Genomic DNA, 22,788 nt, shown 5'->3' with positions numbered 1-22,788 from the left:
TCGTTTTTATACTTGCTCTACATTTATTAGATATATTACTTTGTTAATCATGCCTTTGATCTGAGGAGTTTCCTCGTGCTCAACACTTTTTCGTATTTTTCTTAATCCTAAAGCATTAACAGTAGCGATATGTTCTTTCTTTCTACCAATTAAGCTTTTAACCAATGTTATTTTAACTTTAGCCAAGGTTTTCCCCTCCTATCTTAAAATTTCTTCTACAGTCTTACCTCTTAATTTAGCAACGTCTTCTGCTGTTCTTAATCTTGATAACCCATCAATAGTAGCATTAACTACATTTCTAGGATTACTAGAACCTAAAGATTTAGCTCTAACGTCTTTTAATCCTGATAATTCTAGAACCGCTCTAACTGGACCGCCAGCAAGAACTCCTGTACCTTCAGCGCCAGGCATTATGTGTATAACAGAAGTACCAAACTTACCATCAATAGTATGTGGAATAGTTGTTCCAACCATAGCCACGTTTACTAGATTTTTCTTAGCATCTTCTATTCCTTTTCTAATTGCTTCAGGAATTTCTACAGATTTACCCATACCAACGCCAACGTGTCCGTTTTCGTCTCCAACAACAACTAATGCGCTGAATCTGAAGTTTCTTCCACCTTTAACAACCTTAGCAACTCTGTTTATGTTAACTACTTTTTCTTTAAGATCTAATGTGCTAGGATCAATTTTCATGTGTTTCCCTCCTTCTCTTAGAATTTAAGTCCAGCTTCTCTTGCTCCTTCAGCGAGGATTTGTACTCTACCGTGATATACATATCCGCCTCTGTCAAATACTACTTCTTTTATTCCTTTTTCAAGTGCTCTTTCAGCAATCATTTTACCTACTAATTTTGCCGCATCTTTATTACTTCCTACTTTTGGTTCAAAAGCTTTATCTATGCTTGAAGCAGAAACTAATGTGATTTTTGCAACATCATCTATTACTTGAGCATATATGTTCTTTTCACTTCTATATACAGCTAATCTTGGTCTTTCTGCTGTACCAGAGATCTTTTTACGAACTCTAAGATGACGCTTAACTCTTGACTTTTGTCTATCGTCTTTCTTGAACACATCATTCACTCCTTCCTACTTATTTACCTGTTTTACCTTCCTTACGTCTAACAATTTCTCCAGAATATCTGATTCCTTTGCCTTTGTAAGGTTCTGGTTTTCTCCAAGTTCTTATTTCTGCTGCAACAGCTCCAACTAATTGTTTATCAATACCTTTTACTATTATTTTATTAGCATCTGGTAATATAAATTGGATTCCTGGAACTGCATCAATTATAACTGGATGTGAATATCCGAGGCTTAATGTTATTTTACCATCTTTAAGTTGAGCTCTATAACCAACGCCAACTAATTCAAGTGTTTTCTCATATCCCTCTACAACACCAATAACCATATTGTTTATTAATGATCTTGTCAATCCATGAAGAGCTCTATGCTCTTTTACATCACTCGGTCTTGTAACTACCACAGTATTGTCTTCCATAGCTATATTCATTTTAGTACTCATGTTTTGAGTTAGTTCACCTTTTGGTCCTTTTACATTAACAACATTCACTGGTGAAACTGTAACAGTTACTCCATTAGGTATAACTACTGGAAGTCTTCCGATTCTTGACATACTTACACCTCCTGTATTCTTTTCAGACATATAACCATTATTAATAATTATATCCCATATATCTCTTTTAATTGTTAACTAATTATCTATTATTACTATGTACATAACAAATTATAGTCGTTATGCCTTAGAATTATTAGACTACCAAATATAACAAATAACTTCTCCGCCTAGGCCTAATTTTCTAGCTTCTCTATCTGCTACTAATCCTTTAGAAGTTGATATTATAGCAACTCCTAATCCATTCAATACTTTTGGAATATCTTCATTTTTAGAATATACTCTTAAACCAGGTTTAGATATTCTCTTAAGTCCAGTGATAACTCTTTCCTTGTTTTGACCATATTTCATTGCAAGTCTCATCATAGGAACGACACCATCATTGTACTCTTCGATATTTTTAAGGTACCCTTCTTGAAGTAATATATTTGCTATTTCCTTCTTTATAGTTGATGAAGGTACTTCTACTATTTCATGTCTTACAACATTTGCATTTCTTATACGTGTTAGCAAATCTGCGATTGGGTCAGTCATAACCATTTTTCGTGCCTCCTTTCATTAGAATGTTCTAATTACCAACTTGCTTTTCTGCAACCAGGAATTTCTCCCTTGTGTGCAAGTTCTCTAAAACAGATACGGCATATACCAAATTTTTGTAATACTGAATGTGGTCTTCCGCAAAGTCTGCATCTTGTATAAGCTCTAGTTGAATATTTAGGTTCTTTTTTCCATTTCTCTATTAAAGCCTTACGTGCCATATGTTTCCCTCCTAATTATTGAGCAAATGGCATTCCAAGGAATCTTAATAATTCTCTTGCTTCCTCGTCTGTCTTTGCTGTAGTAACGAATATTATATCCATTCCTCTAATTTTATCAATTTTATCATATTCTATTTCAGGAAAAATAAGTTGTTCTTTAATTCCTATAGCATAATTCCCTCTACCATCAAATGCTTTAGAAGAAGCTCCTCTAAAATCTCTAACTCTAGGTAATGCAACGTTCATTAATTTATCGGCAAATTCGAACATTTGAGCTTTTCTTAAAGTAACTTTACACCCTATTGGTGTATTTTCTCTTAATTTAAAGTTAGCTATAGATTTCTTTGCTCTTGTTATGATTGGCTTTTGACCTGCAATAATCTGCATATCACTAAGCGCTGCATCTAAAACCTTAGAATTATCTTTAGCTTCTCCAACTCCCATATTCAATACTATTTTCTCAAGCTTAGGAACTTCCATTATATTTTTATAACCGAATTTCTCCATTAAAGCTTGAACTACTTCTTTTTCATATTTTTCTTGTAGTCTTGAACTCATATGTTAAACCTCCTTTCAGGAATTAAAATGTTTCTGCACATTTTTTGCAAACTCTTACCTTAGTTCCATCTTCTAGAATCTTACTATTTATTCTCGTTACATTTTTGCATTTTGTACAATATAACATAACCTTAGAACTATTAATAGCTGCTTCTCTGTGAGTTATACCACCTTGCATATTTTGTTTGCTTGGTTTCTGATGTTTTGTAATTACACTAACATCTTTCACTAAAACTTTACCAGTTTTAGGATATACAGCTAAGACTTCGCTTATTTTACCTTTGTCTTTACCTGAAATAACCATTACTGAATCATTTTTTTTCACGTGTACTTTTTTAACTGCCATGTTAGACACCTCCTATCTTATAGAACTTCAGGCGCTAGTGATAAGATCTTAGTGAAGTCTTTATCCCTTAACTCCCTTGCAACAGGTCCGAATATACGAGTTCCTTTTGGGGTTTTGTCGTCTTTTATAATAACAGCAGCATTATCATCAAATCTAACGTATGTTCCGTCTGCTCTTCTTAACCCTTTTACTGATCTGACTATAACTGCTTTAACAACTTCACCTTTTTTAACAACTCCACCTGGTGTTGCACTTTTTACGCTAGCAACTATTGTGTCACTGATGTTTCCCCATTTTCTCTTGGAACCACCTAATACTCTAATACACATAATTTCTTTTGCACCAGAATTATCTGCGACTTTTAATTTACTTTGCTGTTGTATCATATCGAATACCCTCCTTTCAGTCGTTGAACTGAAATGTTATTTAGCTTTTTCAACTATACCAGTAATTCTCCATCTTTTATCTTTAGACAATGGTCTAGTTTCCATAATTGTAACTTTATCATTAATTTTAGCTTCATTCTTTTCATCATGAGCTTTAAATTTTGTTGTTGTATTAATTATTTTTCCGTATAATGGATGACGAACTTTTGTTTCAATTGCAACAACTATTGTCTTATCCATTTTATCAGAAACTACTCTACCTGTTCTTGTTTTTCTATTATTTCTTTCCACAAAAGCAACCTCCTTTCAGTTTTACTGTTCTAAAGCCTTTATTTCTTCTTGCCTAAGGATGGTCTTAATTTGGGCTATAGATTTTTTTACTTGCTTAATTCTCATAGGATTTTCTAGTTGCCCTGTAGCTAACTGAAATCTAAGGTTAAATAATTCTGCCTTTAGATCAGACATTTTTACTAGTAAATCTTGAGGATTACTTTGTCTTAATTCTTTTAATTCATTAGCCTTCAATGACTTCACCACCCATTTCCTCGAAATCTTTTCTAGATACAAACTTAGTTTTTATTGGAAGTTTGTGTGAAGCAAGTCTCATTGCCTCTCTAGCTGCTTCTTCTGTTACTCCTGCGATTTCGAATAAGACTCTACCTGGCTTAACAACTGCTACCCAATATTCTACTGATCCTTTACCTGAACCCATACGAGTTTCAGCCGGTTTTTCAGTTACTGGCTTATCAGGGAAGATTTTTATCCAAACCTTACCGCCTCTTTTAACTTCTCTATTGATAGCAACTCTGGCAGCTTCAATTTGATTACTTTTAACCCAGCCACATTCCATAGCTTGTAATGCATAATCACCATATGCAATAAAGTTTCCTCTTGTAGCTTTTCCTCTCATTCTACCACGTTGAACCTTACGATGTTTAGATCTCTTAGGCATTAACATGTCTTATTCCTCCTTCCTTACGCTTTTACTTCTTCCTTAACGGTTTTCTTTGTAGGAAGAACTTCACCTCTATATACCCAAACTTTAACGCCTATTTTACCATATACTGTATTTGCTTCTGCAAATCCATAGTCTATATCAGCTCTTAATGTTTGACAAGGTATTGTACCTTCATGGTAATGTTCAGTTCTAGCTATTTCAGCTCCGCCAAGTCTTCCTGCACAAGCAATTTTGACTCCCTTTACATTAGATCTCATAGCTCGTTGAATTGTCTGTTTCATTGCTCTTCTAAAAGAAATTCTTTTTTCTAATTGAGAAGCAACATTTTCTGACATTAATTGAGCATTGTTTTCTGCTTGTTTAACTTCTACTATGTTAATTAAAACATTTTTATCTGCTACTAATTTTTTCATATCAAGTTTTATAACTTCAATACCAGAGCCACCTCTACCAATTACCATTCCTGGCTTAGCAGTGTGTATGTTGATTTTAACTCTTTTAGCTGCTCTTTCAATTTCAATCTTAGAAATTCCAGCTGTATAAAGTTTGCTTTTTAAGAATTTTCTAATCTTAAAATCTTCAACAAGATTATCTGAAAAGTTCTTCTTATCTGCATACCATTTAGAACTCCAATCCTTTATTACACCGACTCTAAAGCCATGTGGATGTATTTTCTGTCCCACGCTATAACCCTCCTTCTTATGATCTCTCTGTAACTATAATAGTGACATGACTAGATCTTTTTCTTATTCTATACGCTCTTCCTTGTGCACGTGGTCTAAACCTCTTAAGTGTTGGACCTTGGCATGCATAAGCTTCAGCAACATATAGTCTATTAATATCTAAATTTAAATTGTTTTCTGCATTTGCTACAGCTGATTTAAGTACTTTATTAACTACTTCAGCTGCATTTTTTGGAGTGTATTGTAATATAGCAAAAGCTTCATTTACATTTTTACCTCTTATTAACCCAAGAACTATCCCCATTTTCATCGAAGAAGTTCTTACGTATTTAGCTATAGCTTTAGCCTCCATTGATTGTTTCCTCCTTCCAGCACTATCTTACTTTGCTAGTTCTTTCTCTGTCAATGTGTCCTTTGAATGTTCTAGTTAATGCGAATTCTCCTAATTTATGTCCTACCATATCTTCTAAAACATAAACTGGCACATGTTTTCTTCCATCATGAACTGCGATAGTATGCCCTATCATTTGTGGGAAAATAGTAGAACTTCTTGACCAAGTCTTTATTACTTTTTTCTCACCATTTTTGTTCATTTCATTTATTCTTTTTAACAGAACTTCTTGTACATAAGGTCCTTTTTTTACTGATCTACTCACTTTGTGGCCTCCCTTCATACACAATAAACATAGTTGTAAAGAAGATAAATTCTCCTCAAACTATTTTCTATTTTTACCTTTGACAATAAATTTGTCAGAGTATTTTTTGGTTTTTCTAGTTTTATATCCTAATGCTGGTTTACCCCAAGGAGTCATCGGACTAGCGTGACCAACTGGTGATTTACCTTCTCCACCACCATGTGGATGATCGTTCGGATTCATTACTGATCCTCTGACTGTAGGTCTAAATCCTAAGTGTCTCTTTCTTCCTGCTTTACCTATATTAACAATGTCGTGAGTTAAATTAGAAACTGTTCCTATAGTAGCTCTACAGTTTAATCTAATATATCTTACTTCACCGCTTGGAAGTCTTACTTGAGCATATTCTCCTTCTTTAGCCATAAGCTGAGCTGAAGAACCTGCAGATCTTACAAGTTGAGCACCTTTTCCTACTTGTAATTCTATATTATGAATTGTAGAACCCAATGGTATATTAACTATTGGAAGTGTATTTCCAATTTTTATATCAGCATCGGCACCGGATACAATTACATCTCCAACTTTCAAACCAACTGGAGCGATTATGTATCTTTTTTCACCATCAGCATAAACAACAAGAGCTATGTAAGCAGATCTGTTTGGATCATACTCAATTGTAGAAACTTTTGCTGGAATAGCATCTTTATTTCTCTTAAAATCAATTATTCTGTAACTCTGTTTTGCTCCACCACCTCGGTGACGAACAGTTATCTTACCTTGGTTATTTCTACCACCATGTCTTTTTGTACTTACAAGAAGTGATTTTAGTGGCTTATCTGTTGTTATTTCTTCAAAATCAGACATAGTCATATTTCTTCTTGAAGGTGTGGTGGGTCTAAATTTTTTAATTGCCATGTGAATTCCCTCCTTTTTTCTCGCTTATCTGGCTTCTGCCAATACTAGCTTAATAATTACATACCATCAAAAAACTCAATTGTTTTACTTTCTGTTGTTAAAGTAACAATAGCTTTTTTAAAGTCTGCCCTTTTTCCAATGTGAACTCCAACTCTTTTAGTTTTACCTATATTTTTTAAAGTTCTTACATTTTCAACGACAACTCCAAATACTTCTTCTACTGCTTTTTTAACCTGAGTTTTATTTGCATGGATATCAACTATAAAGGTGTATTTTTTATCAGCCATTACCGCCATACTTTTTTCAGTAATTACTGGTTTTCTTATAATATCATGGCTAGTTAGCTTCATTATATATACACCTCCTCAATCTTAGATACAGCATCCTTTGTAACTATGAATTTTTCATATTTAAGTATGTCATAAACATTCAAGTTATTTACTGGTGTAACTTGTACTCCAGGTATATTTCTTCCTGATTTATAAACATTCTCATCTGAAGTTTCAACAACTATTAAAGTTTTCTTAGCATCGAAAGCTTTTAAAACCTCTAACATTGCCTTAGTTTTTGGTGAGTCAAATTCTAAACTATCAATTACTATCATTTCATTTTCAGCTACTTTAGCTGATAAAGCTGATTTGAAAGCAACTCTTCTCATTGACTTTGGTACAGACATACGGTAATCTCTTGGCTTTGGAGCAAATACTATACCACCATGTATCCATTGTGGCGCTCTAATAGAACCTTGTCTTGCTCTACCAGTTCCCTTTTGTCTCCAAGGCTTAATTCCACCGCCTCGAACTTCAGCTCTAGTTTTAGCTGATTGAGTTCCTTGTCTTTTATTTGCAAGTTGTGCAACAACAACTTGATGCATAGCATCTGCATTGATTTCAACTCCAAATATACTTTCATTTAACTGAATGTCTCCAACTTTTTGTGCTTGTTTATTAAATAAATCTAATGTAAGCATTCTGCATCCTCCTTTCTTTAAAGTTACGCTTTAACAGCATTTCTTATTACAACTGTACCTTTGTTTGGTCCTGGAATACCACCTTTAATTAATATAATGTTCTTTTCAGGCATTACTTTAACTATTACAAGGTTTAATACTGTTCTACTAACATTACCCATATGACCTGGCATACGTTTATTTTTAAACGTTTTTGATGGATCAGAAGATGCTCCCATTGATCCAACTGCTCTTTTAAATTTAGAACCATGACTCATTGGTCCTGTGTGCTGATTCCATCTTTTAATACAACCTTGGAATCCCTTACCTTTAGATATTCCTGATACGTCAATTTTATCTCCAGCTGCGAATATATCAGCCTTAAACTCTTGACCTACTTCATAAGCACTTGTATCTTCCATTCTAAATTCTTTTACGAATCTTCTTAAAGAAGTACCTGCTTTAGCAAATTGTCCTTGCATTGGTTTGTTAACTAACTTTTCTCTTATGTCACCAAAACCAACTTTAATTGCACTATAACCATCATTTTCAACAGTTTTTATTTGAACAACAACACATGGACCTGCTTCAACAACTGTTACTGGAACAACTTTTCTATTCTCATCAAATATTTGAGTCATACCAAGTTTTTTACCCATTATACCTTTTTTCATGAAAATACACCTCCTACTTATTAGCGGACCACAATGGTGATCATAATAGTTAGTAATAGAAACCTATTACTTACGTTTTATCGCACTTCTATGTACGCTTATAGTTTTATTTCGATATCAACACCAGCTGGTAAGTCGAGTCTCATTAGAGCATCAACAGTTTTAGGTGATGGACTAATGATATCTATTAGCCTCTTATGAGTTCTTATTTCGAATTGTTCTCTCGAATCTTTATATTTATGTGGAGCCCTTAATACTGTAATTACATCTTTTTCTGTAGGTAGTGGTACTGGACCAGCTACTTTAGCTCCTGTACTTTTAGCAGTTTGAACAATTTTCTCAGCTGATTGATCTAATATATTATGATCAAAAGCCTTTAATCTAATTCTAATTTTTTGCTTTATCATTATTATTTCCTCCTTTTCATCGCACGCTCTACTTCTTACGTACAACAGCGGATGTTCTGTAAACTGTTCCGGGTGTTTCGTGAAATAAAAACATGAAACAATTGTAGGAACCCCGTCGCCCGATTCAAGATCAGGACATGTTCGGTGAAGAATTACCCGGAAGTCCGGCAACCTCTTACCTCATCACTGTTAACACAATACAACCTCTAAAGTATACAACATTTCTTTTACTTTGACAAGTTTTTTTTTTATTATTTAATTATTTTTATATAAGCTATTTTTATTCATATTTATACATGGTTTTTTTCGTATTTAAAAGGAGAAGAGCGTCCTCTTCCCCTTAATAATAAAAGCTTTTATTATATTAAAATCATCAATTGATTATAAAAAATATCTTATTAATTACTATTTAACTATTGAAGTAACAACTCCAGAACCTACTGTTCTTCCACCTTCTCTGATTGCAAATCTTAATCCCTCATCCATTGCTACTTGAGTGATTAATTCTACATTCATGTCTATGTGATCTCCTGGCATTACCATTTCCATTCCGTCTGGTAATTTTATTGATCCTGTTACATCTGTTGTTCTAAAATAAAATTGTGGTCTGTATCCGTCGAAGAATGGTGTATGTCTTCCGCCTTCTTCTTTTTTAAGTACATATACTTGCCCTACAAATTTTGCATGTGGATGTATTGAACCTGGTTTTGCAAGTACTTGACCTCTTTGAATGTCAGCTCTTTGAACTCCTCTTAATAATGCTCCAATGTTGTCTCCAGCCATTGCTTGATCTAGAAGTTTTCTGAACATTTCAACTCCTGTACATACAACTTTTCTTTTATCTTCGCTAAGTCCAACTATTTCTACTTCTTCTCCAACCTTAAGTATCCCAGTTTCAACTCTTCCTGTAGCAACTGTTCCTCTACCTGTGATTGTGAATACATCTTCTACTGGCATTAAGAATGCTTTATCTGTAGCTCTTTCAGGTGTTGGAATGTAACTATCTACAGCTTCCATTAATTCTAATATGCATTTTGATGCTTCTGGATCTGTTGGATTTTCTAATGCTTTTAATGCTGATCCTGTTACAATTGGAATATCATCACCTGGGAAGTCATACTCACTTAATAGTTCTCTTACTTCCATTTCAACAAGTTCTAATAATTCTGGATCATCTACCATATCTGCTTTGTTTAAGAATACTACTATATAACCTACTCCAACTCTGCTTGCAAGTAATATATGTTCTCTTGTTTGAGGCATTGGACCATCTGCTGCACTAACAACTAGGATTGCTCCATCCATTTGTGCTGCTCCTGTAATCATGTTCTTTACATAATCTGCATGTCCTGGGCAATCAACATGTGCATAATGTCTATTTTCTGTTTCATATTCAACATGTGATGTATTAATTGTTATTCCTCTTTCTCTTTCCTCTGGTGCTTTATCAATTTGGTCGAATCTTGATACTTCTGCTAATCCTTTAGTTGCAAGTACAGCAGTTATTGCAGCTGTTAATGTTGTCTTGCCGTGATCTACGTGCCCTATTGTTCCTATGTTTACATGTGGTTTGGTTCTTTCAAACTTTGCCTTTGCCATTTTGTATTCCTCCTTATATTTACATATTATCTCATATATTAATTATTATTTTTCGCCTATAACTTGTTCTTGAATGCTCTTTGGAACTGGTTCGTATGCAGCAAATTCCATACTGTATACTCCTCTACCTTGAGTTCTTGATCTAAGTGTTGTAGAATATCCAAACATTTCAGATAATGGAACCATTGCTCTTATTACTTGAGCGCCTGATTCAGCTTCCATTCCTTCAATTCTACCTCTTCTTGAATTAATATCTCCCATAACATCACCCATGTATTCCTCTGGCACTGTTACTTCAACTCTCATTATTGGTTCAAGCAATACTGGATCTGCTTTTGCCATACCATTTTTGAAAGCCATAGAACCAGCAACCTTAAATGCCATTTCATTTGAGTCAACATCATGGTATGAACCATCAACTACTTTAACTTTAAAGTTAAGAACTGGGTATCCAGCAAGAATACCAGTTTTTGATGCTTCTTTAATTCCATTTTCTATTGGTCCTATAAATTCTTTTGGAATAGATCCACCAACAGTAGCATTTTCAAACGAGTAAGGTTCAGTAGTTGGTATTAACTCTATCCAACAGTGACCGTATTGTCCACGTCCACCTGATTGTTTAATGTATTTACCTTCTGCTTTAACTTGCTTACGTATTGTTTCTTTATAAGCAACTTGTGGCTTACCTACATTACATTCAACTTTAAATTCTCTTTGAAGTCTATCAACAATAATCTCTAGATGAAGCTCACCCATACCACCAATTATTGTTTGACCAGTTTCTTGATCTGTATAAGTTTGGAACGTAGGATCTTCTTCTGAGAGTTTTGCAAGAGCCATTCCCAATTTTTCTTGTCCTACTTTAGTTTTAGGCTCAATAGCTACATGAATAACTGGATCTGGGAAGTCCATGGTCTCAAACAATATTGGATTATCCTCATCACATAAAGTTTCTCCAGTAGTTGTATTTTTAAGTCCAATTATTGCACCTAATTCTCCTGCACGTAATTCATCAACTTCTTCTCTGTGATTAGCATGCATTTTAACTAGCCTAGCAATTCTCTCTTTTTTACCCTTGTTAGCATTTAAAACGTATGTACCAGTTTTCATTATGCCTGAGTAAACTCTTGTAAAACAAAGTCTACCAACAAATGGGTCTGTGGCTATTTTAAATGCTAATGCTGCCATTGGTTCATCATCGCTTGGATGTCTTTCCAATGGTTCGGCAGTATCAATATCCTGTCCTTTAACATTTGGTATATCAAGTGGTGATGGCATGTATTCTATAACAGCATCTATCATCATTTGAACACCTTTGTTTTTGTATGAAGAACCACAGATTACAGGTACTATTTCATTGTTAAGCACACCTTTTCTTAATGCTGCTTTTAATTCTTCTTCACTTATTTCTTCACCATCAAGATATTTCATCATAAGATTTTCATCTAGCTCAGCTATTGCTTCAACCATAGCTGCTCTATATTCTTCTGCTAATTCTTTCATATCTTCTGGAATTTCTATTTCTTCTATTTGTGTTCCTAAATCGTCCTTATAGACTTCTGCAATATTTCTAATTAAATCTATAATTCCGAGGAACCCTTCTTCTTTTCCTATTGGAAGTTGTATTGGAACTGCATTAGCATGAAGTCTTTCTCTCATCATCTCAACAACTCTATAAAAATCTGCACCCATTATATCCATTTTATTAACATACGCCATTCTTGGAACATTGTACTTAGCAGCTTGTCTCCACACTGTTTCAGATTGTGGTTCAACTCCACCTTTTGCAGCAAATACAGCAACTGCACCATCAAGTACCCTCAAAGCTCTCTGAACTTCAATTGTGAAATCTACGTGCCCTGGTGTGTCAATAATGTTTATATTATAACCTTTCCAAAAACAAGTTGTAGCCGCAGAAGTTATTGTTATACCTCTTTCTTGTTCTTGTACCATCCAATCCATTGTAGCTCCACCATCATGAACTTCACCAATCTTATGTGTTTTTCCTGTATAGAATAGTATACGTTCAGTAGTAGTTGTTTTACCAGCATCAATATGAGCCATAATACCTATGTTACGGAATTTTTCTAAAGCATATTCTCTTCCCACTATTTGTTCCTCCTCTCAACGAGTGATTTTAAATTTGACAAAACTGTCTTGGCAAAGCCAAAACAGTTTTGTTATTAATATCTGTAATGAGCGAAAGCCTTGTTAGCTTCAGCCATCTTGTGAATGTCTTCTCTTTTCTTTACTGCTGCTCCAGTGTTGTTTGAAGCCTCAAGTAACTCATTAGCAAGTTTTTCTCTTGCATATTTCTCGCCTCTGTTATCTGCAGCGATTAATAACCATCTTAATCCTAATGTTTGTCTTCTCTCAGGTCTAACTTCGATAGGCACTTGATAATTAGCTCCACCTATTCTTCTAGCTTTTACTTCAAGTAATGGCATAACATTATTTAATGCTGCTTCAAAAACCTCTAAAGGTTCTTTACCTGTCTTTTCTTTGATTATGTCAAAAGCTTCATAGCATATTTTTTGTGCTACTCCTCTTTTACCATCCTCCATTACATTGTTTATTAACTTTGTAACGACTTTGCTGTTGTACATAGGATCTGGTAATACATCTCTTTTTGCAATATATCCTTTTCTCGGCACTTTACTTCCCTCCTTAACAATTTTAATTAACTCATAGGTACTCGATATTTCTACCGCAAAGCACTCTGTACTTCTGCAAATGTATGTAAATATTTAAATTATCATATATATAAATGCTGAAGACATTGCACCTTAGTTCAAAGCATTATTTTTTTGCCTGCTTTGGTCTTTTAGTACCATATTTAGATCTACTTTGTAGTCTTCCTGCAACTCCAGCTGAATCTAATGTTCCTCTGATGATGTGGTATCTAACTCCTGGTAAATCCTTAACTTTTCCACCTCTTATAAGAACAACACTATGTTCTTGTAAGTTGTGGCCTACACCTGGAATATACGCAGTAACTTCATATCCGTTTGTAAGTCTTACTCTTGCAACTTTTCTTAATGCTGAGTTTGGCTTCTTAGGAGTTGTCGTTTTAACTACTGTACAAACGCCTCTTTTTTGTGGGCAATTTTTTAATGCTGGTGCAGCTGATTTTGTAGCTAATGTCTTTCTGCCTTTTCTTATTAATTGGTTAATAGTTGGCATGGTTTCACCTCCCCATTTTTATAAGCTAATTTTCATTTATATCAATGTGTCATAACACAACTTAACGTTATGTTATCACATGATATATCTATATTATTTAGTTGCTAGCAATAATTTAATCTTCAAAACGCAATGCTGTTGCTGATGCAACATCTATGTCACAAAGATTTCCTAGTTCTTTCATTGTGTCTACAAATACTATTTGCAGGGAATTAACTTTGGCTAATTTTAAAATAGGCTCAGTAATACTATTATCAGCATCTTTGGCTATATACAAAACCTTACCCTGATTATTCTTTAATGCTTTTAGGGTTTGTTTAACTCCAACGACCTTCTGACCTACAATTTTTTCTACCATTTATAACTCCCTTCATAACTACAATCATAAGATTTATCTAATTAAGATACATCTACTCGATTTAAATCACACACAAGGTGTATTTTATCATTTTAGTATCCGCCTGTCAACTAGTTACAAGTTATAGTTCTAAATCATTTTCATTTTCTACCTTAACTTCATCTTCAGTATTTATCTTTATAGTCCTATATCTTGTCATACCAGTACCTGCAGGTATTAATTTTCCAATTATTACATTTTCTTTTAATCCAAGTAATGGATCAATTTTACCCTTGATAGCTGCATCAGTAAGAACTCTTGTTGTCTCCTGGAATGATGCTGCTGACAAGAATGATTCTGTTGCAAGTGCGGCTTTAGTTATACCTAATAGGGATATCTTACCCACAGCAGGTACGCCACCTTCAGCTTCAACTTTTGAATTAGCATCTTCAAAAGCAAAAATATCAACTAAATTTCCTGGAAGTAGTTCAGTATCTCCAGATTCTTCGATTTTTACTTTTCTTGTCATCTGTCTTACAACAACCTCTAAATGCTTATCATTAATATCAACACCTTGAAGTCTATAAACTTTTTGTACCTCTGATGATAAATAATTTTTAACTCCATTAACGCCTTTGATTCTTAAAATATCATGCGGATTAACTGAACCCTCAATTATTTCGTCTCCAGCCTCAATTCTATCACCGTTTGCAACTTTTAATCTTGAACCAAATGGTATATCATAACTTAATTCTTCTCCTGCATCACCAATTACAATTACAACTCTCTTTTTCTTAGTATCTTCCATTTTAACGCTACCAGTTACATCACTTACTATTGCAAGTCCTTTTGGTTTTCTAGCTTCAAATAATTCCTCAACCCTTGGAAGACCTTGAGTAATATCTGATCCTGCTACTCCACCAGTATGGAATGTTCTCATTGTAAGTTGTGTTCCTGGTTCTCCGATAGATTGAGCTGCAATTATTCCTACGGCTTCTCCAATATTTATTTTTTGAGAAGTTGCCATATTCATTCCATAACATTTAGCACAAACACCGATTTTAGCCTTACATGTAAATACTGATCTAATCATAACTTTTTTAACACCAGAATTTTGAACTTCTTGTGCTAAATTTATGTCCATATATTCACCCTTAGGAACTATTACTTTGCCTGTCTTTGGATGAATAATATCTTCAGCAGAATATCTCCCAGTTAATCTTTCAACTAATTGTTCAATTACCTCACTACCATCACAAATCTCTGAAACCTCAAACCCTTCGTTTGTTCCACAATCTTCGTGTCTTACTATAACATCTTGACATACATCAACAAGTCTTCTTGTTAGATAACCTGAATCGGCAGTCTTAAGTGCTGTATCTGCATTACCTTTTCTAGCTCCATGTGTTGAGATAAAATACTCTAATACGGTTAGTCCATCTCTAAATGACGCTCTAATTGGTAACTCTATTATCTTACCTGATGGATTAGCCATCAGGCCTCTCATACCAGCCAATTGTTTAATCTGACTCTTAGACCCTCTGGCTCCTGAATCTGCCATCATGAATATTGGATTAAATTTATCCAAACTATCCATTAATGCATTTGCTACATCTTCTGTAGTCTTAGTCCATTTTTCTATTACTCTTTGGTACCTTTCTTCCTCAGATATAAATCCTCGTCTATACATTTTCTCAATTTTATTTACAGTTTCATCAGCATCTCTTAACAATTCTTTTTTAGCTTCCGGAACTTGCATATCAGATGTAGCAACAGTAATTGCTCCAATTGTTGAGTAATGATATCCTTTGGCCTTTATCTTATCTAACATCTTAGAAGTTTCTGAAGGACCATATTTTAAGTAACATTTATCAATAATGCTACCAAGATTCTTTTTACTTACTAAGAAATCTATTTCACACTTAAGTTCATTGCCAGGAATACTTCTATCAATAAATCCTAAATCTTGAGGTATAGTTTCATTAAATATTAATTTTCCTGGTGTAGTTTCTATAACAGAAGTTACACTAATGCCATTAACAACGCCAGATACCTTAACTTTAATTTTTGCATGAATAGCAATGTCCTTTACTTGATATGCCATCATTACTTCATCTGGTGATGAGAATGCTCTTCCCTCACCTTTTGCACCATCTTTATCAATAGTTAAGTAGTAAGCTCCTAAAACCATATCTTGAGTAGGTACACAAACTGGTTTACCATCTGACGGTTTCATTATATTGTGAGCTGCAAGCATTAAGAACCTTGCTTCAGCTTGAGCTTCAACAGATAAAGGTACATGTACTGCCATTTGATCTCCATCGAAGTCAGCGTTATAAGCTGTACATACAAGTGGATGTAGCTTAATAGCCCTACCCTCTACTAATATAGGTTGGAAAGCTTGAATTCCAAGTCTATGCAGTGTAGGTGCACGATTTAACAATACCGGATGATCAGCTATTACTTCTTCTAATACATCCCATACTTGAGGCATAACCCTCTCAACCATACGCTTAGCGCTCTTAATATTATGAGCCACTCCACTACCAACTAACTTTTTCATAACAAAAGGCTTAAATAATTCTAAAGCCATTTCTTTTGGAAGACCACATTGATACATTTGAAGTTCCGGTCCAACAACTATAACCGAACGTCCAGAATAATCAACACGTTTTCCAAGTAGATTTTGTCTAAATCTTCCTTGTTTACCTTTTAACATATCAGATAAAGATTTCAAAGGCCTATTACCTGGTCCTGTAACTGGTCTTCCACGTCTTCCATTATCAATTAATGCATCTACAGCTTCTTGAAGCATTCTTTTTTCATTTCTAACGATTATGTCTGGAGCCCCTAAATCTAAAAGCTTTTTAAGTCTATTATTCCTGTTTATTACTCTTCTATATAAATCATTCAAATCAGAAGTAGCAAATCTTCCCCCATCTAATTGTACCATTGGCCTTAAATCAGGTGGTATTACAGGGATTACATCAATTATAATCCACTCAGGCTTGTTTTTAGATTTTCTAAATGACTCTGATACATCCAACCTTCTTATACTTCTAATTCTTTTTTGTCCTGTACTTGTTTTTAAGTCTTCTTTTAATTCCTTAGATAATTCCTCTAAGTTTATACCTTGTAGAAGCACTTTAACAGACTCTGCACCCATACCAGCAACAAAGCTATCATTTCCAAATTTATCAATAGCTTCTCTATATTCTTTTTCACTAAGGATTTGCTTTCTTAGTAGTGATGTTTCTTTTGGATCCAATACTACATAAGAAGCAAAATAAAGAATTTTTTCTAGTGATCTAGGTGACATATCTAAAATAAGTCCCATACGAGATGGTATTCCTTTAAAATACCAAATGTGAGATACTGGAGCAGCAAGTTCTATATGCCCCATTCTTTCACGTCTTACTTTTGATTTTGTAACTTCAACACCACATCTATCACAAACTATTCCCTTATATCTTACCCTCTTGTATTTTCCGCAGTGACATTCCCAATCTTTTATTGGTCCAAATATACGCTCGCAAAAAAGTCCATCTCTTTCAGGTTTTAAAGTTCTATAGTTTATAGTCTCAGGTTTTTTTACTTCACCTTTCGACCATTCTCTAATTTGTTCCGGTGATGCTAATCCTATTTGAATAGCATCAAAATTATTAAATTCAAACAAGGGTCCAGCCTCCCTTCATATTAATGTTCATCATTAAAATCATTCAATTCTAAATCTTCACCAAAATCTTCTAATGGTACTTCATCATAATTTATATCAACATCTACTTCTTCATCTTCATCAATAAGTTCAACATACTCTTCAGTTGGCGATTCAGGCACTACATCTTCTGAACCTTCTATGTTAACATTTAGATTTAATTCTTCCATTTCATCGTCTACTGACTCTTTAATTTTAATTTCTTCTCTATCATCAGTAAGAACCTTAACATTAAGACATAAGGCTTGCAGTTCTTTTATAAGAACTTTAAATGATTCAGGCACACCTGGTTCTGGGATATTTTCACCCTTAACAATTGCTTCATATGTTTTAACTCTACCTACAACATCATCAGATTTAACTGTTAGAATCTCTTGCAATGTATGAGCTGAACCATAAGCTTCCAGTGCCCAAACTTCCATTTCTCCAAATCTTTGGCCACCAAACTGTGCTTTACCACCTAATGGTTGCTGTGTTACTAGAGAATATGGTCCTGTAGATCTAGCATGTATTTTATCATCTACTAGATGATGTAATTTCAAGATATACATATATCCAACAGTAACTCTGCTATCAAGTGCTTCTCCTGTACGTCCATCATACAAATCAGTTTTTCCATCTGCATCATATCCTGCTTTTATCAAGCACGCTTCAATTTCTTCCTCTTGTGCACCATCAAATACTGGAGTTGCAATGTGCCAACCTAATTCACTAGCTGCCCATCCTAGATGAACCTCAAGTACTTGACCTATATTCATACGAGACGGAACTCCTAGTGGATTTAAGCATATTTGAAGTGGTCTTCCATCTGGTAAAAATGGCATATCTTCTACTGGTAATACTCTTGAGATAACTCCCTTATTACCATGTCTTCCTGCCATCTTATCGCCTACAGATATCTTTCTTTTTTGAGCTATATAACATCTAACTAGTTCATTTACACCTGGTGGAAGTTCATCACCATTTTCTCTAGTGAATACCTTAACGTCGACTATTATTCCAGCCTCGCCATGAGGTACCCTAAGTGATGTATCTCTTACTTCTCTTGCTTTTTCACCAAATATTGCTCTTAATAATCTCTCCTCTGCGGTAAGCTCTGTTTCTCCCTTAGGTGTTACTTTTCCCACAAGGATATCTCCAGATCTTATCTCAGCACCAATTCTTATTATTCCACCCTCATCTATGTCTTTAAGTGCATCTTCTCCAACATTTGGGATGTCTCTAGTTATTTCTTCCGGTCCAAGCTTAGTGTCTCTTGCTTCTGATTCGTATTCTTCAATATGAACTGAAGTAAATATATCATCACGAACAAGTTCTTCAGATATTAGCATTGCATCCTCATAATTATAACCTTCCCAAGTTACAAACCCAATACGTATGTTCTTACCTAAAGCTATTTCTCCAAGATCTGTTGAAGGTCCATCTGCTAAAACAGTGTTTACTTCAACTTTTTCTCCTTTATTAACTATAGGTTTCTGATTTATACACGTACCTTGATTTGATCTTTTAAACTTAAGAATTTTATAAACATCAAGTCCACTGTCTGAATCTCTTCTTACTTTAATCTCGTTAGCACTTACGTACTCAACTATGCCGGCATTTCTAGCTTTCGGAAGAACACCAGAATCTACTGCAGCTCTATATTCTATACCAGTAGCTACAATTGGAGATTGTGATTTGAGTAATGGTACTGCTTGACGCTGCATGTTCGAACCCATAAGTGCACGACTTGCATCATCATTCTCAAGAAATGGAATCATAGCAGTTGCAACAGAAACTATTTGTCTTGGTGATATATCCATTAAATCAACTTCATTTTTTGGAACGATCATTATTTCTGTTGTCTTTCTTACAGTTACCTTATCATCTACAAAAGTACCATCTTCACTAATTGGTTCGCTTGCTTGTGCTACTAGATATGAATCTTCTTCATCTGCAGTCATATAAACAATCTTGTCTGTAACTATTGATGTTTTCTTATCTATAAGTCTATATGGTGTTTCGATAAATCCATATTCATTTACCTTAGCGTAACTTGCAAGCGAGTTAATAAGCCCTATATTGGGTCCTTCTGGCGTCTCTATTGGACACATTCTACCATAATGTGAGTAATGAACGTCCCTAACTTCAAAGCCAGCTCTCTCTCTAGAAAGCCCACCTGGTCCTAGCGCAGATAATCTTCTTTTGTTTGTAAGTTCTGATAATGGATTTGTTTGATCCATAAATTGAGAAAGTTGAGAACTTCCAAAAAATTCTTTTATAGCTGCTGCTACTGGTCTTATGTTTATAAGTGCTTGAGGAGTAATTCCTTCTTGGTCTTGAATTGTCATTCTTTCCTTAACAACTCTTTCCATTCTAGATAATCCTATTCTAAATTGATTCTGTAAAAGTTCCCCTACAGATCTAATTCGTCTATTTCCTAAATGATCAATATCATCAATATAACCGATATCGTAAGTTAGTCCTAACTCGTAGCTCACTGTAGCATACATATCATCTTTAATTATATGTTTTGGTATCAATCTAGTTTTATTGGCTTTTATTTGCTCTTTAATCTCATCTTCATCACTATAATTATCTAGTATCTCTTTTAATGTTGGATAATGAACCATTTCCCTAATATTAAGGTCAGAAATATCAAAGTTAACTACTTTATTAAGGTTAACAAAATTATTTCCTATAACTCTTATTACTTTATCCTCAACTTGAAGATCTACTACATTAATTCCTAGATTTTGAATTTCTAAAGCTGTTTCTCTATCTATTTTTTGATCTTTTTCAACTATAACTTCACCAGTTGTAGGGTTGACAATATTCTCAGCAGCGATTTGATTTGCAATTCTGTGATTAATTGATAATTTTTTATTGAATTTATATCTACCAACTCTTGACAAATCGTATCTCTTCGCATCAAAGAATAATGAATCAATAAGAGATACCGCACTATCTACTGTAGGTGGTTCACCTGGTCTTAATCTCTTATATATTTCTATCAAAGCTTCTTCTCTTGTTTTAGTATTATCTTTTTCTATTGTTGCTTTTAATCTTTCTTCTTCACCCAATAATTGATGTAAGTCTAAATCACTACCATTATCCATCATAGCCCTTGCTAAGATACTTATTGGCAATTTTCTAGTCTTGTCGATTCTAATATATACGATATCGTTAGAATCTGTTTCATACTCTAGCCATGCTCCTCTGTTTGGAATTACAGTAGCTGAGTATAGTTTTTTTCCTGTCTTGTCAACTGAATAATTGTAGTAAACACCTGGTGATCTAACCAATTGACTTACTATAACTCTTTCTGCACCGTTGATAACAAACGTTCCTTGTGGTGTCATCAGTGGGAAATCTCCCATAAAGACTTCTTGTTCCTTGATTTCACCTGTTTCATTATTACGCAATCTAACCTTAACTTTTAAAGGTGCTGCGTAAGTTGTATCTCTTTCTTTACATTGTTCTTCAGTATACTTAATATTTTCTATATCAAGTTTGTATCCTACGAACTCTAGAACAAGATTTCCCGTATAATCTTGAATAGGATTTATATCATCAAAAACTTCTTGAAGTCCCTCTTTCAAAAACCAATCATAAGAATCTAACTGTATCTCAATTAAATTTGGCATATCAGTTACTTCTGCAATCTTTGAAAAACTCATTCTTGTTCTCTTACCTAGTTGGACAGGATGTACCATCAGCTTTCACCCCTTGTATAAACTAAAATAACCAAAAACACACTTTCCATTAGGACATTATGCTTCTGGATTCAGACACTTATCATATTATTATAACCTTATTTGTTAATTTAATTCACAATAACCAATAATTGCATTTATTTCAATGTAAAATTACTAGTTTTCTTACATTACGCTATATTATCATAATTATAATTCTATGTCAACATAACATTTTAAAAAAGGGCACTCTTATATAAAAGTACCCTTGTTTTATAATAAAATTATTTTACTTCTGCTTCGCCGCCAACTTCTTCAAGTTTAGCTTTCATTGCAGCAGCATCATCTTTACTTACAGCTTCTTTTATAGTTTTTGGAGCTCCATCAACTATATCTTTAGCTTCTTTGAGTCCTAGTCCAGTTAATTCTCTAACAACTTTAATAACTTTAATTTTGTTAGGTCCTACAGCTTTTAAAATTACGTCAAATTCAGTTTTTTCTTCAGCGACAGCTGTAGCAGCTCCTGCAGCAGCAACTGGTGCTGAAGCACTTACGCCAAATTCCTCTTCGCAAGTTTTTACTAGTTCATTTAATTCTAAAACACTCATATCTTTTATAGCTTGAATAATATCTTCTCTTGTCATTATAAATGCACCTCCGAATTTTTTTCATGTATATATTTATATTTGCCTATAAACAAGGCATAATCACCTTCATAGAAGGTATGATTTGAAACAATTAAATTAATTAGCTATGTACCTTCACATAATACTTAAAATATTATTGTGCTGATTCCTTTTGCTCTTTAATTGAGTTCAATAGGTATGCAAGATTTGATAATGGAGCCTTGAAGCTTCCAAGTAATTTTGCAATAAGAACATCTCTTGATGGTATTGATGCAAGTGCGTTAACTTCTGCGCTGTCAAATATTTTACCTTCGATTAAAGCTGCTTTAAGCTCTAATTTCTTATGAGTTTTTGCAAACTCCTTTAAAACTCTAGCTGCAACAGTTGCATCTTCATATCCAAATGCTAATGAAATAGATCCTTGTAGGTAAGTATCTATACCTTCAATTCCTAATTCCTTAGCCGCTAGAATAACTAAAGTGTTTTTATATACTTTATATTCTACCCCAACTTCTCTAAGGTTTTTTCTTAACTCTGTATCTTCTTCTACATTAAGACCTTGATACTGACTAAGTACTACACCTTTAGCTTTTGCTAATTTTTCTTTTATTTCTGCCACTTTTACTTCTTTTACTTGTCTATTATTGCTTAACACTGTGTATCCACCTCCTAACAGTTTTTAACTGCTTTATAAGAAAATTAAAATCTCTCCGTAGACACGAAGAGACCTAATATCTGTACACAAGCACA

At 34.0% G+C, this 22,788-nt stretch carries 29 protein-coding genes and 1 other annotated feature (1 of these 30 only partly in view); all 29 genes read right to left on the bottom strand.

All coding sequences use genetic code 11. The features are described from left to right. Window positions 1–6: 6 nt before the first annotated feature. Window positions 7–186, bottom strand: coding sequence for a 50S ribosomal protein L30 (rpmD, locus tag LL038_RS20675; protein WP_071614614.1), 180 nt, complete (start codon window positions 184–186; stop codon window positions 7–9). A 12-nt stretch (window positions 187–198) separates the two neighbouring features. Continuing rightward, window positions 199–696 (bottom strand): 30S ribosomal protein S5, encoded by a 498-nt coding sequence (rpsE, locus tag LL038_RS20670; RefSeq protein ID WP_071614615.1) that lies wholly within the window; start codon window positions 694–696, stop codon window positions 199–201. 17 nt (window positions 697–713) lie between these two features. Next, window positions 714–1,076, bottom strand: coding sequence for a 50S ribosomal protein L18 (gene rplR, locus LL038_RS20665; RefSeq protein WP_216106708.1), 363 nt, complete (start codon window positions 1,074–1,076; stop codon window positions 714–716). 19 nt (window positions 1,077–1,095) lie between these two features. After that, window positions 1,096–1,635 carry a 50S ribosomal protein L6 gene (gene rplF / locus LL038_RS20660; protein ID WP_071614617.1) on the bottom strand — a complete coding sequence of 180 codons (540 nt, stop codon included), beginning with the start codon at window positions 1,633–1,635 and terminating at the stop codon, window positions 1,096–1,098. A 141-nt stretch (window positions 1,636–1,776) separates the two neighbouring features. Continuing rightward, a complete protein-coding gene (rpsH, locus tag LL038_RS20655; RefSeq protein ID WP_071614618.1) occupies window positions 1,777–2,175 on the bottom strand; it encodes a 30S ribosomal protein S8 in 399 nt (132 codons plus the stop codon). Window positions 2,176–2,207: 32 nt separating this feature from the next. Next, entirely contained in the window at window positions 2,208–2,393 is a 186-nt protein-coding gene (locus tag LL038_RS20650) for a type Z 30S ribosomal protein S14 (protein ID WP_071614619.1), read from the bottom strand. Between the two features lie 15 nt (window positions 2,394–2,408). Further along, on the bottom strand, window positions 2,409–2,951 hold the full coding sequence (rplE, locus tag LL038_RS20645; protein WP_071614620.1) for a 50S ribosomal protein L5: 543 nt from the start codon (window positions 2,949–2,951) through the stop codon (window positions 2,409–2,411). Window positions 2,952–2,973: 22 nt separating this feature from the next. Beyond that, entirely contained in the window at window positions 2,974–3,297 is a 324-nt protein-coding gene (gene rplX / locus LL038_RS20640) for a 50S ribosomal protein L24 (RefSeq protein ID WP_071614621.1), read from the bottom strand. A gap of 17 nt (window positions 3,298–3,314) precedes the next feature. Next, on the bottom strand, window positions 3,315–3,683 hold the full coding sequence (rplN, locus tag LL038_RS20635) for a 50S ribosomal protein L14 (RefSeq protein ID WP_071614622.1): 369 nt from the start codon (window positions 3,681–3,683) through the stop codon (window positions 3,315–3,317). Between the two features lie 36 nt (window positions 3,684–3,719). After that, the gene (gene rpsQ, locus LL038_RS20630) at window positions 3,720–3,974 is read right to left on the bottom strand and encodes a 30S ribosomal protein S17 (protein ID WP_216125684.1); all 255 of its coding nucleotides are present in this window, start codon (window positions 3,972–3,974) and stop codon (window positions 3,720–3,722) included. Between the two features lie 21 nt (window positions 3,975–3,995). Continuing rightward, window positions 3,996–4,208 carry a 50S ribosomal protein L29 gene (gene rpmC / locus LL038_RS20625; protein ID WP_071614624.1) on the bottom strand — a complete coding sequence of 71 codons (213 nt, stop codon included), beginning with the start codon at window positions 4,206–4,208 and terminating at the stop codon, window positions 3,996–3,998. Further along, window positions 4,198–4,641 (bottom strand): 50S ribosomal protein L16, encoded by a 444-nt coding sequence (rplP, locus tag LL038_RS20620; protein ID WP_071614625.1) that lies wholly within the window; start codon window positions 4,639–4,641, stop codon window positions 4,198–4,200. The genes rpmC and rplP overlap by 11 nt, the downstream gene beginning before the upstream one ends. A 17-nt stretch (window positions 4,642–4,658) precedes the next feature. Continuing rightward, window positions 4,659–5,324 carry a 30S ribosomal protein S3 gene (gene rpsC / locus LL038_RS20615; RefSeq protein ID WP_071614626.1) on the bottom strand — a complete coding sequence of 222 codons (666 nt, stop codon included), beginning with the start codon at window positions 5,322–5,324 and terminating at the stop codon, window positions 4,659–4,661. Between the two features lie 16 nt (window positions 5,325–5,340). Continuing rightward, window positions 5,341–5,676, bottom strand: coding sequence for a 50S ribosomal protein L22 (gene rplV / locus LL038_RS20610; protein ID WP_071614627.1), 336 nt, complete (start codon window positions 5,674–5,676; stop codon window positions 5,341–5,343). 22 nt (window positions 5,677–5,698) lie between these two features. After that, window positions 5,699–5,980, bottom strand: a complete 282-nt coding sequence (gene rpsS / locus LL038_RS20605; RefSeq protein ID WP_071614628.1) for a 30S ribosomal protein S19 — start codon at window positions 5,978–5,980, stop codon at window positions 5,699–5,701. A gap of 60 nt (window positions 5,981–6,040) precedes the next feature. Then, window positions 6,041–6,874 (bottom strand): 50S ribosomal protein L2, encoded by an 834-nt coding sequence (rplB, locus tag LL038_RS20600; RefSeq protein ID WP_071614629.1) that lies wholly within the window; start codon window positions 6,872–6,874, stop codon window positions 6,041–6,043. 56 nt (window positions 6,875–6,930) lie between these two features. Beyond that, entirely contained in the window at window positions 6,931–7,224 is a 294-nt protein-coding gene (rplW, locus tag LL038_RS20595) for a 50S ribosomal protein L23 (protein ID WP_071614630.1), read from the bottom strand. Continuing rightward, entirely contained in the window at window positions 7,224–7,844 is a 621-nt protein-coding gene (rplD, locus tag LL038_RS20590) for a 50S ribosomal protein L4 (protein WP_071614631.1), read from the bottom strand. The genes rplW and rplD overlap by 1 nt, the downstream gene beginning before the upstream one ends. A gap of 23 nt (window positions 7,845–7,867) precedes the next feature. Then, the gene (gene rplC / locus LL038_RS20585; protein ID WP_071614632.1) at window positions 7,868–8,497 is read right to left on the bottom strand and encodes a 50S ribosomal protein L3; all 630 of its coding nucleotides are present in this window, start codon (window positions 8,495–8,497) and stop codon (window positions 7,868–7,870) included. Window positions 8,498–8,595: 98 nt separating this feature from the next. After that, window positions 8,596–8,904 (bottom strand): 30S ribosomal protein S10, encoded by a 309-nt coding sequence (gene rpsJ / locus LL038_RS20580; protein WP_071614633.1) that lies wholly within the window; start codon window positions 8,902–8,904, stop codon window positions 8,596–8,598. A 405-nt stretch (window positions 8,905–9,309) separates the two neighbouring features. Beyond that, window positions 9,310–10,503, bottom strand: a complete 1,194-nt coding sequence (gene tuf, locus LL038_RS20575; protein WP_216125666.1) for an elongation factor Tu — start codon at window positions 10,501–10,503, stop codon at window positions 9,310–9,312. A 45-nt stretch (window positions 10,504–10,548) separates the two neighbouring features. Then, window positions 10,549–12,612, bottom strand: a complete 2,064-nt coding sequence (gene fusA, locus LL038_RS20570; RefSeq protein ID WP_216125683.1) for an elongation factor G — start codon at window positions 12,610–12,612, stop codon at window positions 10,549–10,551. A gap of 74 nt (window positions 12,613–12,686) precedes the next feature. After that, window positions 12,687–13,157 carry a 30S ribosomal protein S7 gene (gene rpsG / locus LL038_RS20565; RefSeq protein WP_071614636.1) on the bottom strand — a complete coding sequence of 157 codons (471 nt, stop codon included), beginning with the start codon at window positions 13,155–13,157 and terminating at the stop codon, window positions 12,687–12,689. A 145-nt stretch (window positions 13,158–13,302) separates the two neighbouring features. Further along, window positions 13,303–13,686 (bottom strand): 30S ribosomal protein S12, encoded by a 384-nt coding sequence (rpsL, locus tag LL038_RS20560; protein ID WP_071614637.1) that lies wholly within the window; start codon window positions 13,684–13,686, stop codon window positions 13,303–13,305. Between the two features lie 115 nt (window positions 13,687–13,801). Next, the gene (locus tag LL038_RS20555) at window positions 13,802–14,044 is read right to left on the bottom strand and encodes a ribosomal L7Ae/L30e/S12e/Gadd45 family protein (RefSeq protein ID WP_216125682.1); all 243 of its coding nucleotides are present in this window, start codon (window positions 14,042–14,044) and stop codon (window positions 13,802–13,804) included. A gap of 121 nt (window positions 14,045–14,165) precedes the next feature. Beyond that, window positions 14,166–17,699, bottom strand: a complete 3,534-nt coding sequence (gene rpoC, locus LL038_RS20550) for a DNA-directed RNA polymerase subunit beta' (RefSeq protein WP_216125680.1) — start codon at window positions 17,697–17,699, stop codon at window positions 14,166–14,168. Window positions 17,700–17,719: 20 nt separating this feature from the next. After that, window positions 17,720–21,433, bottom strand: a complete 3,714-nt coding sequence (locus LL038_RS20545; RefSeq protein WP_216125676.1) for a DNA-directed RNA polymerase subunit beta — start codon at window positions 21,431–21,433, stop codon at window positions 17,720–17,722. 263 nt (window positions 21,434–21,696) lie between these two features. After that, window positions 21,697–22,056: a 50S ribosomal protein L7/L12 gene (rplL, locus tag LL038_RS20540; RefSeq protein WP_071614641.1), complete on the bottom strand. Its 360-nt coding sequence runs from the start codon at window positions 22,054–22,056 to the stop codon at window positions 21,697–21,699. Between the two features lie 136 nt (window positions 22,057–22,192). After that, on the bottom strand, window positions 22,193–22,693 hold the full coding sequence (gene rplJ / locus LL038_RS20535; RefSeq protein ID WP_216125673.1) for a 50S ribosomal protein L10: 501 nt from the start codon (window positions 22,691–22,693) through the stop codon (window positions 22,193–22,195). 35 nt (window positions 22,694–22,728) lie between these two features. Continuing rightward, window positions 22,729–22,788 (bottom strand) — a sequence feature (ribosomal protein L10 leader region) (it continues 77 nt past the right edge of the window).

Origin of the sequence: Clostridium estertheticum (assembly GCF_026650985.1) — a bacterium.
In the GTDB taxonomy this organism is placed as follows: domain Bacteria; phylum Bacillota; class Clostridia; order Clostridiales; family Clostridiaceae; genus Clostridium_AD; species Clostridium_AD estertheticum_C.
Note: the sequence above shows the minus strand (reverse complement) of the source record. Positions and strands in the feature narration are given on the sequence as shown.

Coding starts and splice junctions, on each gene's coding strand:
- rplB (WP_071614629.1), bottom strand. CDS start 6,874: ATGGCAATTAAAAAATTTAGACCCACCACACCTTCAAGAAGAAATATG.
- tuf (WP_216125666.1), bottom strand. CDS start 10,503: ATGGCAAAGGCAAAGTTTGAAAGAACCAAACCACATGTAAACATAGGA.
- LL038_RS20555 (WP_216125682.1), bottom strand. CDS start 14,044: ATGGTAGAAAAAATTGTAGGTCAGAAGGTCGTTGGAGTTAAACAAACC.
- LL038_RS20545 (WP_216125676.1), bottom strand. CDS start 21,433: ATGGTACATCCTGTCCAACTAGGTAAGAGAACAAGAATGAGTTTTTCA.
- rpsL (WP_071614637.1), bottom strand. CDS start 13,686: ATGCCAACTATTAACCAATTAATAAGAAAAGGCAGAAAGACATTAGCT.
- rplV (WP_071614627.1), bottom strand. CDS start 5,676: ATGGAGGCTAAAGCTATAGCTAAATACGTAAGAACTTCTTCGATGAAA.
- LL038_RS20650 (WP_071614619.1), bottom strand. CDS start 2,393: ATGGCACGTAAGGCTTTAATAGAGAAATGGAAAAAAGAACCTAAATAT.
- rpsJ (WP_071614633.1), bottom strand. CDS start 8,904: ATGATAAAGCAAAAAATTAGAATTAGATTAAAGGCTTTTGATCATAAT.
- rpsH (WP_071614618.1), bottom strand. CDS start 2,175: ATGGTTATGACTGACCCAATCGCAGATTTGCTAACACGTATAAGAAAT.
- rpsE (WP_071614615.1), bottom strand. CDS start 696: ATGAAAATTGATCCTAGCACATTAGATCTTAAAGAAAAAGTAGTTAAC.
- rplD (WP_071614631.1), bottom strand. CDS start 7,844: ATGCTTACATTAGATTTATTTAATAAACAAGCACAAAAAGTTGGAGAC.
- rplF (WP_071614617.1), bottom strand. CDS start 1,635: ATGTCAAGAATCGGAAGACTTCCAGTAGTTATACCTAATGGAGTAACT.
- rplW (WP_071614630.1), bottom strand. CDS start 7,224: ATGAAGCTAACTAGCCATGATATTATAAGAAAACCAGTAATTACTGAA.
- rplP (WP_071614625.1), bottom strand. CDS start 4,641: ATGTTAATGCCTAAGAGATCTAAACATCGTAAGGTTCAACGTGGTAGA.
- rplC (WP_071614632.1), bottom strand. CDS start 8,497: ATGAAAAAAGGTATAATGGGTAAAAAACTTGGTATGACTCAAATATTT.
- rplL (WP_071614641.1), bottom strand. CDS start 22,056: ATGACAAGAGAAGATATTATTCAAGCTATAAAAGATATGAGTGTTTTA.
- rplX (WP_071614621.1), bottom strand. CDS start 3,297: ATGGCAGTTAAAAAAGTACACGTGAAAAAAAATGATTCAGTAATGGTT.
- rplN (WP_071614622.1), bottom strand. CDS start 3,683: ATGATACAACAGCAAAGTAAATTAAAAGTCGCAGATAATTCTGGTGCA.
- rplE (WP_071614620.1), bottom strand. CDS start 2,951: ATGAGTTCAAGACTACAAGAAAAATATGAAAAAGAAGTAGTTCAAGCT.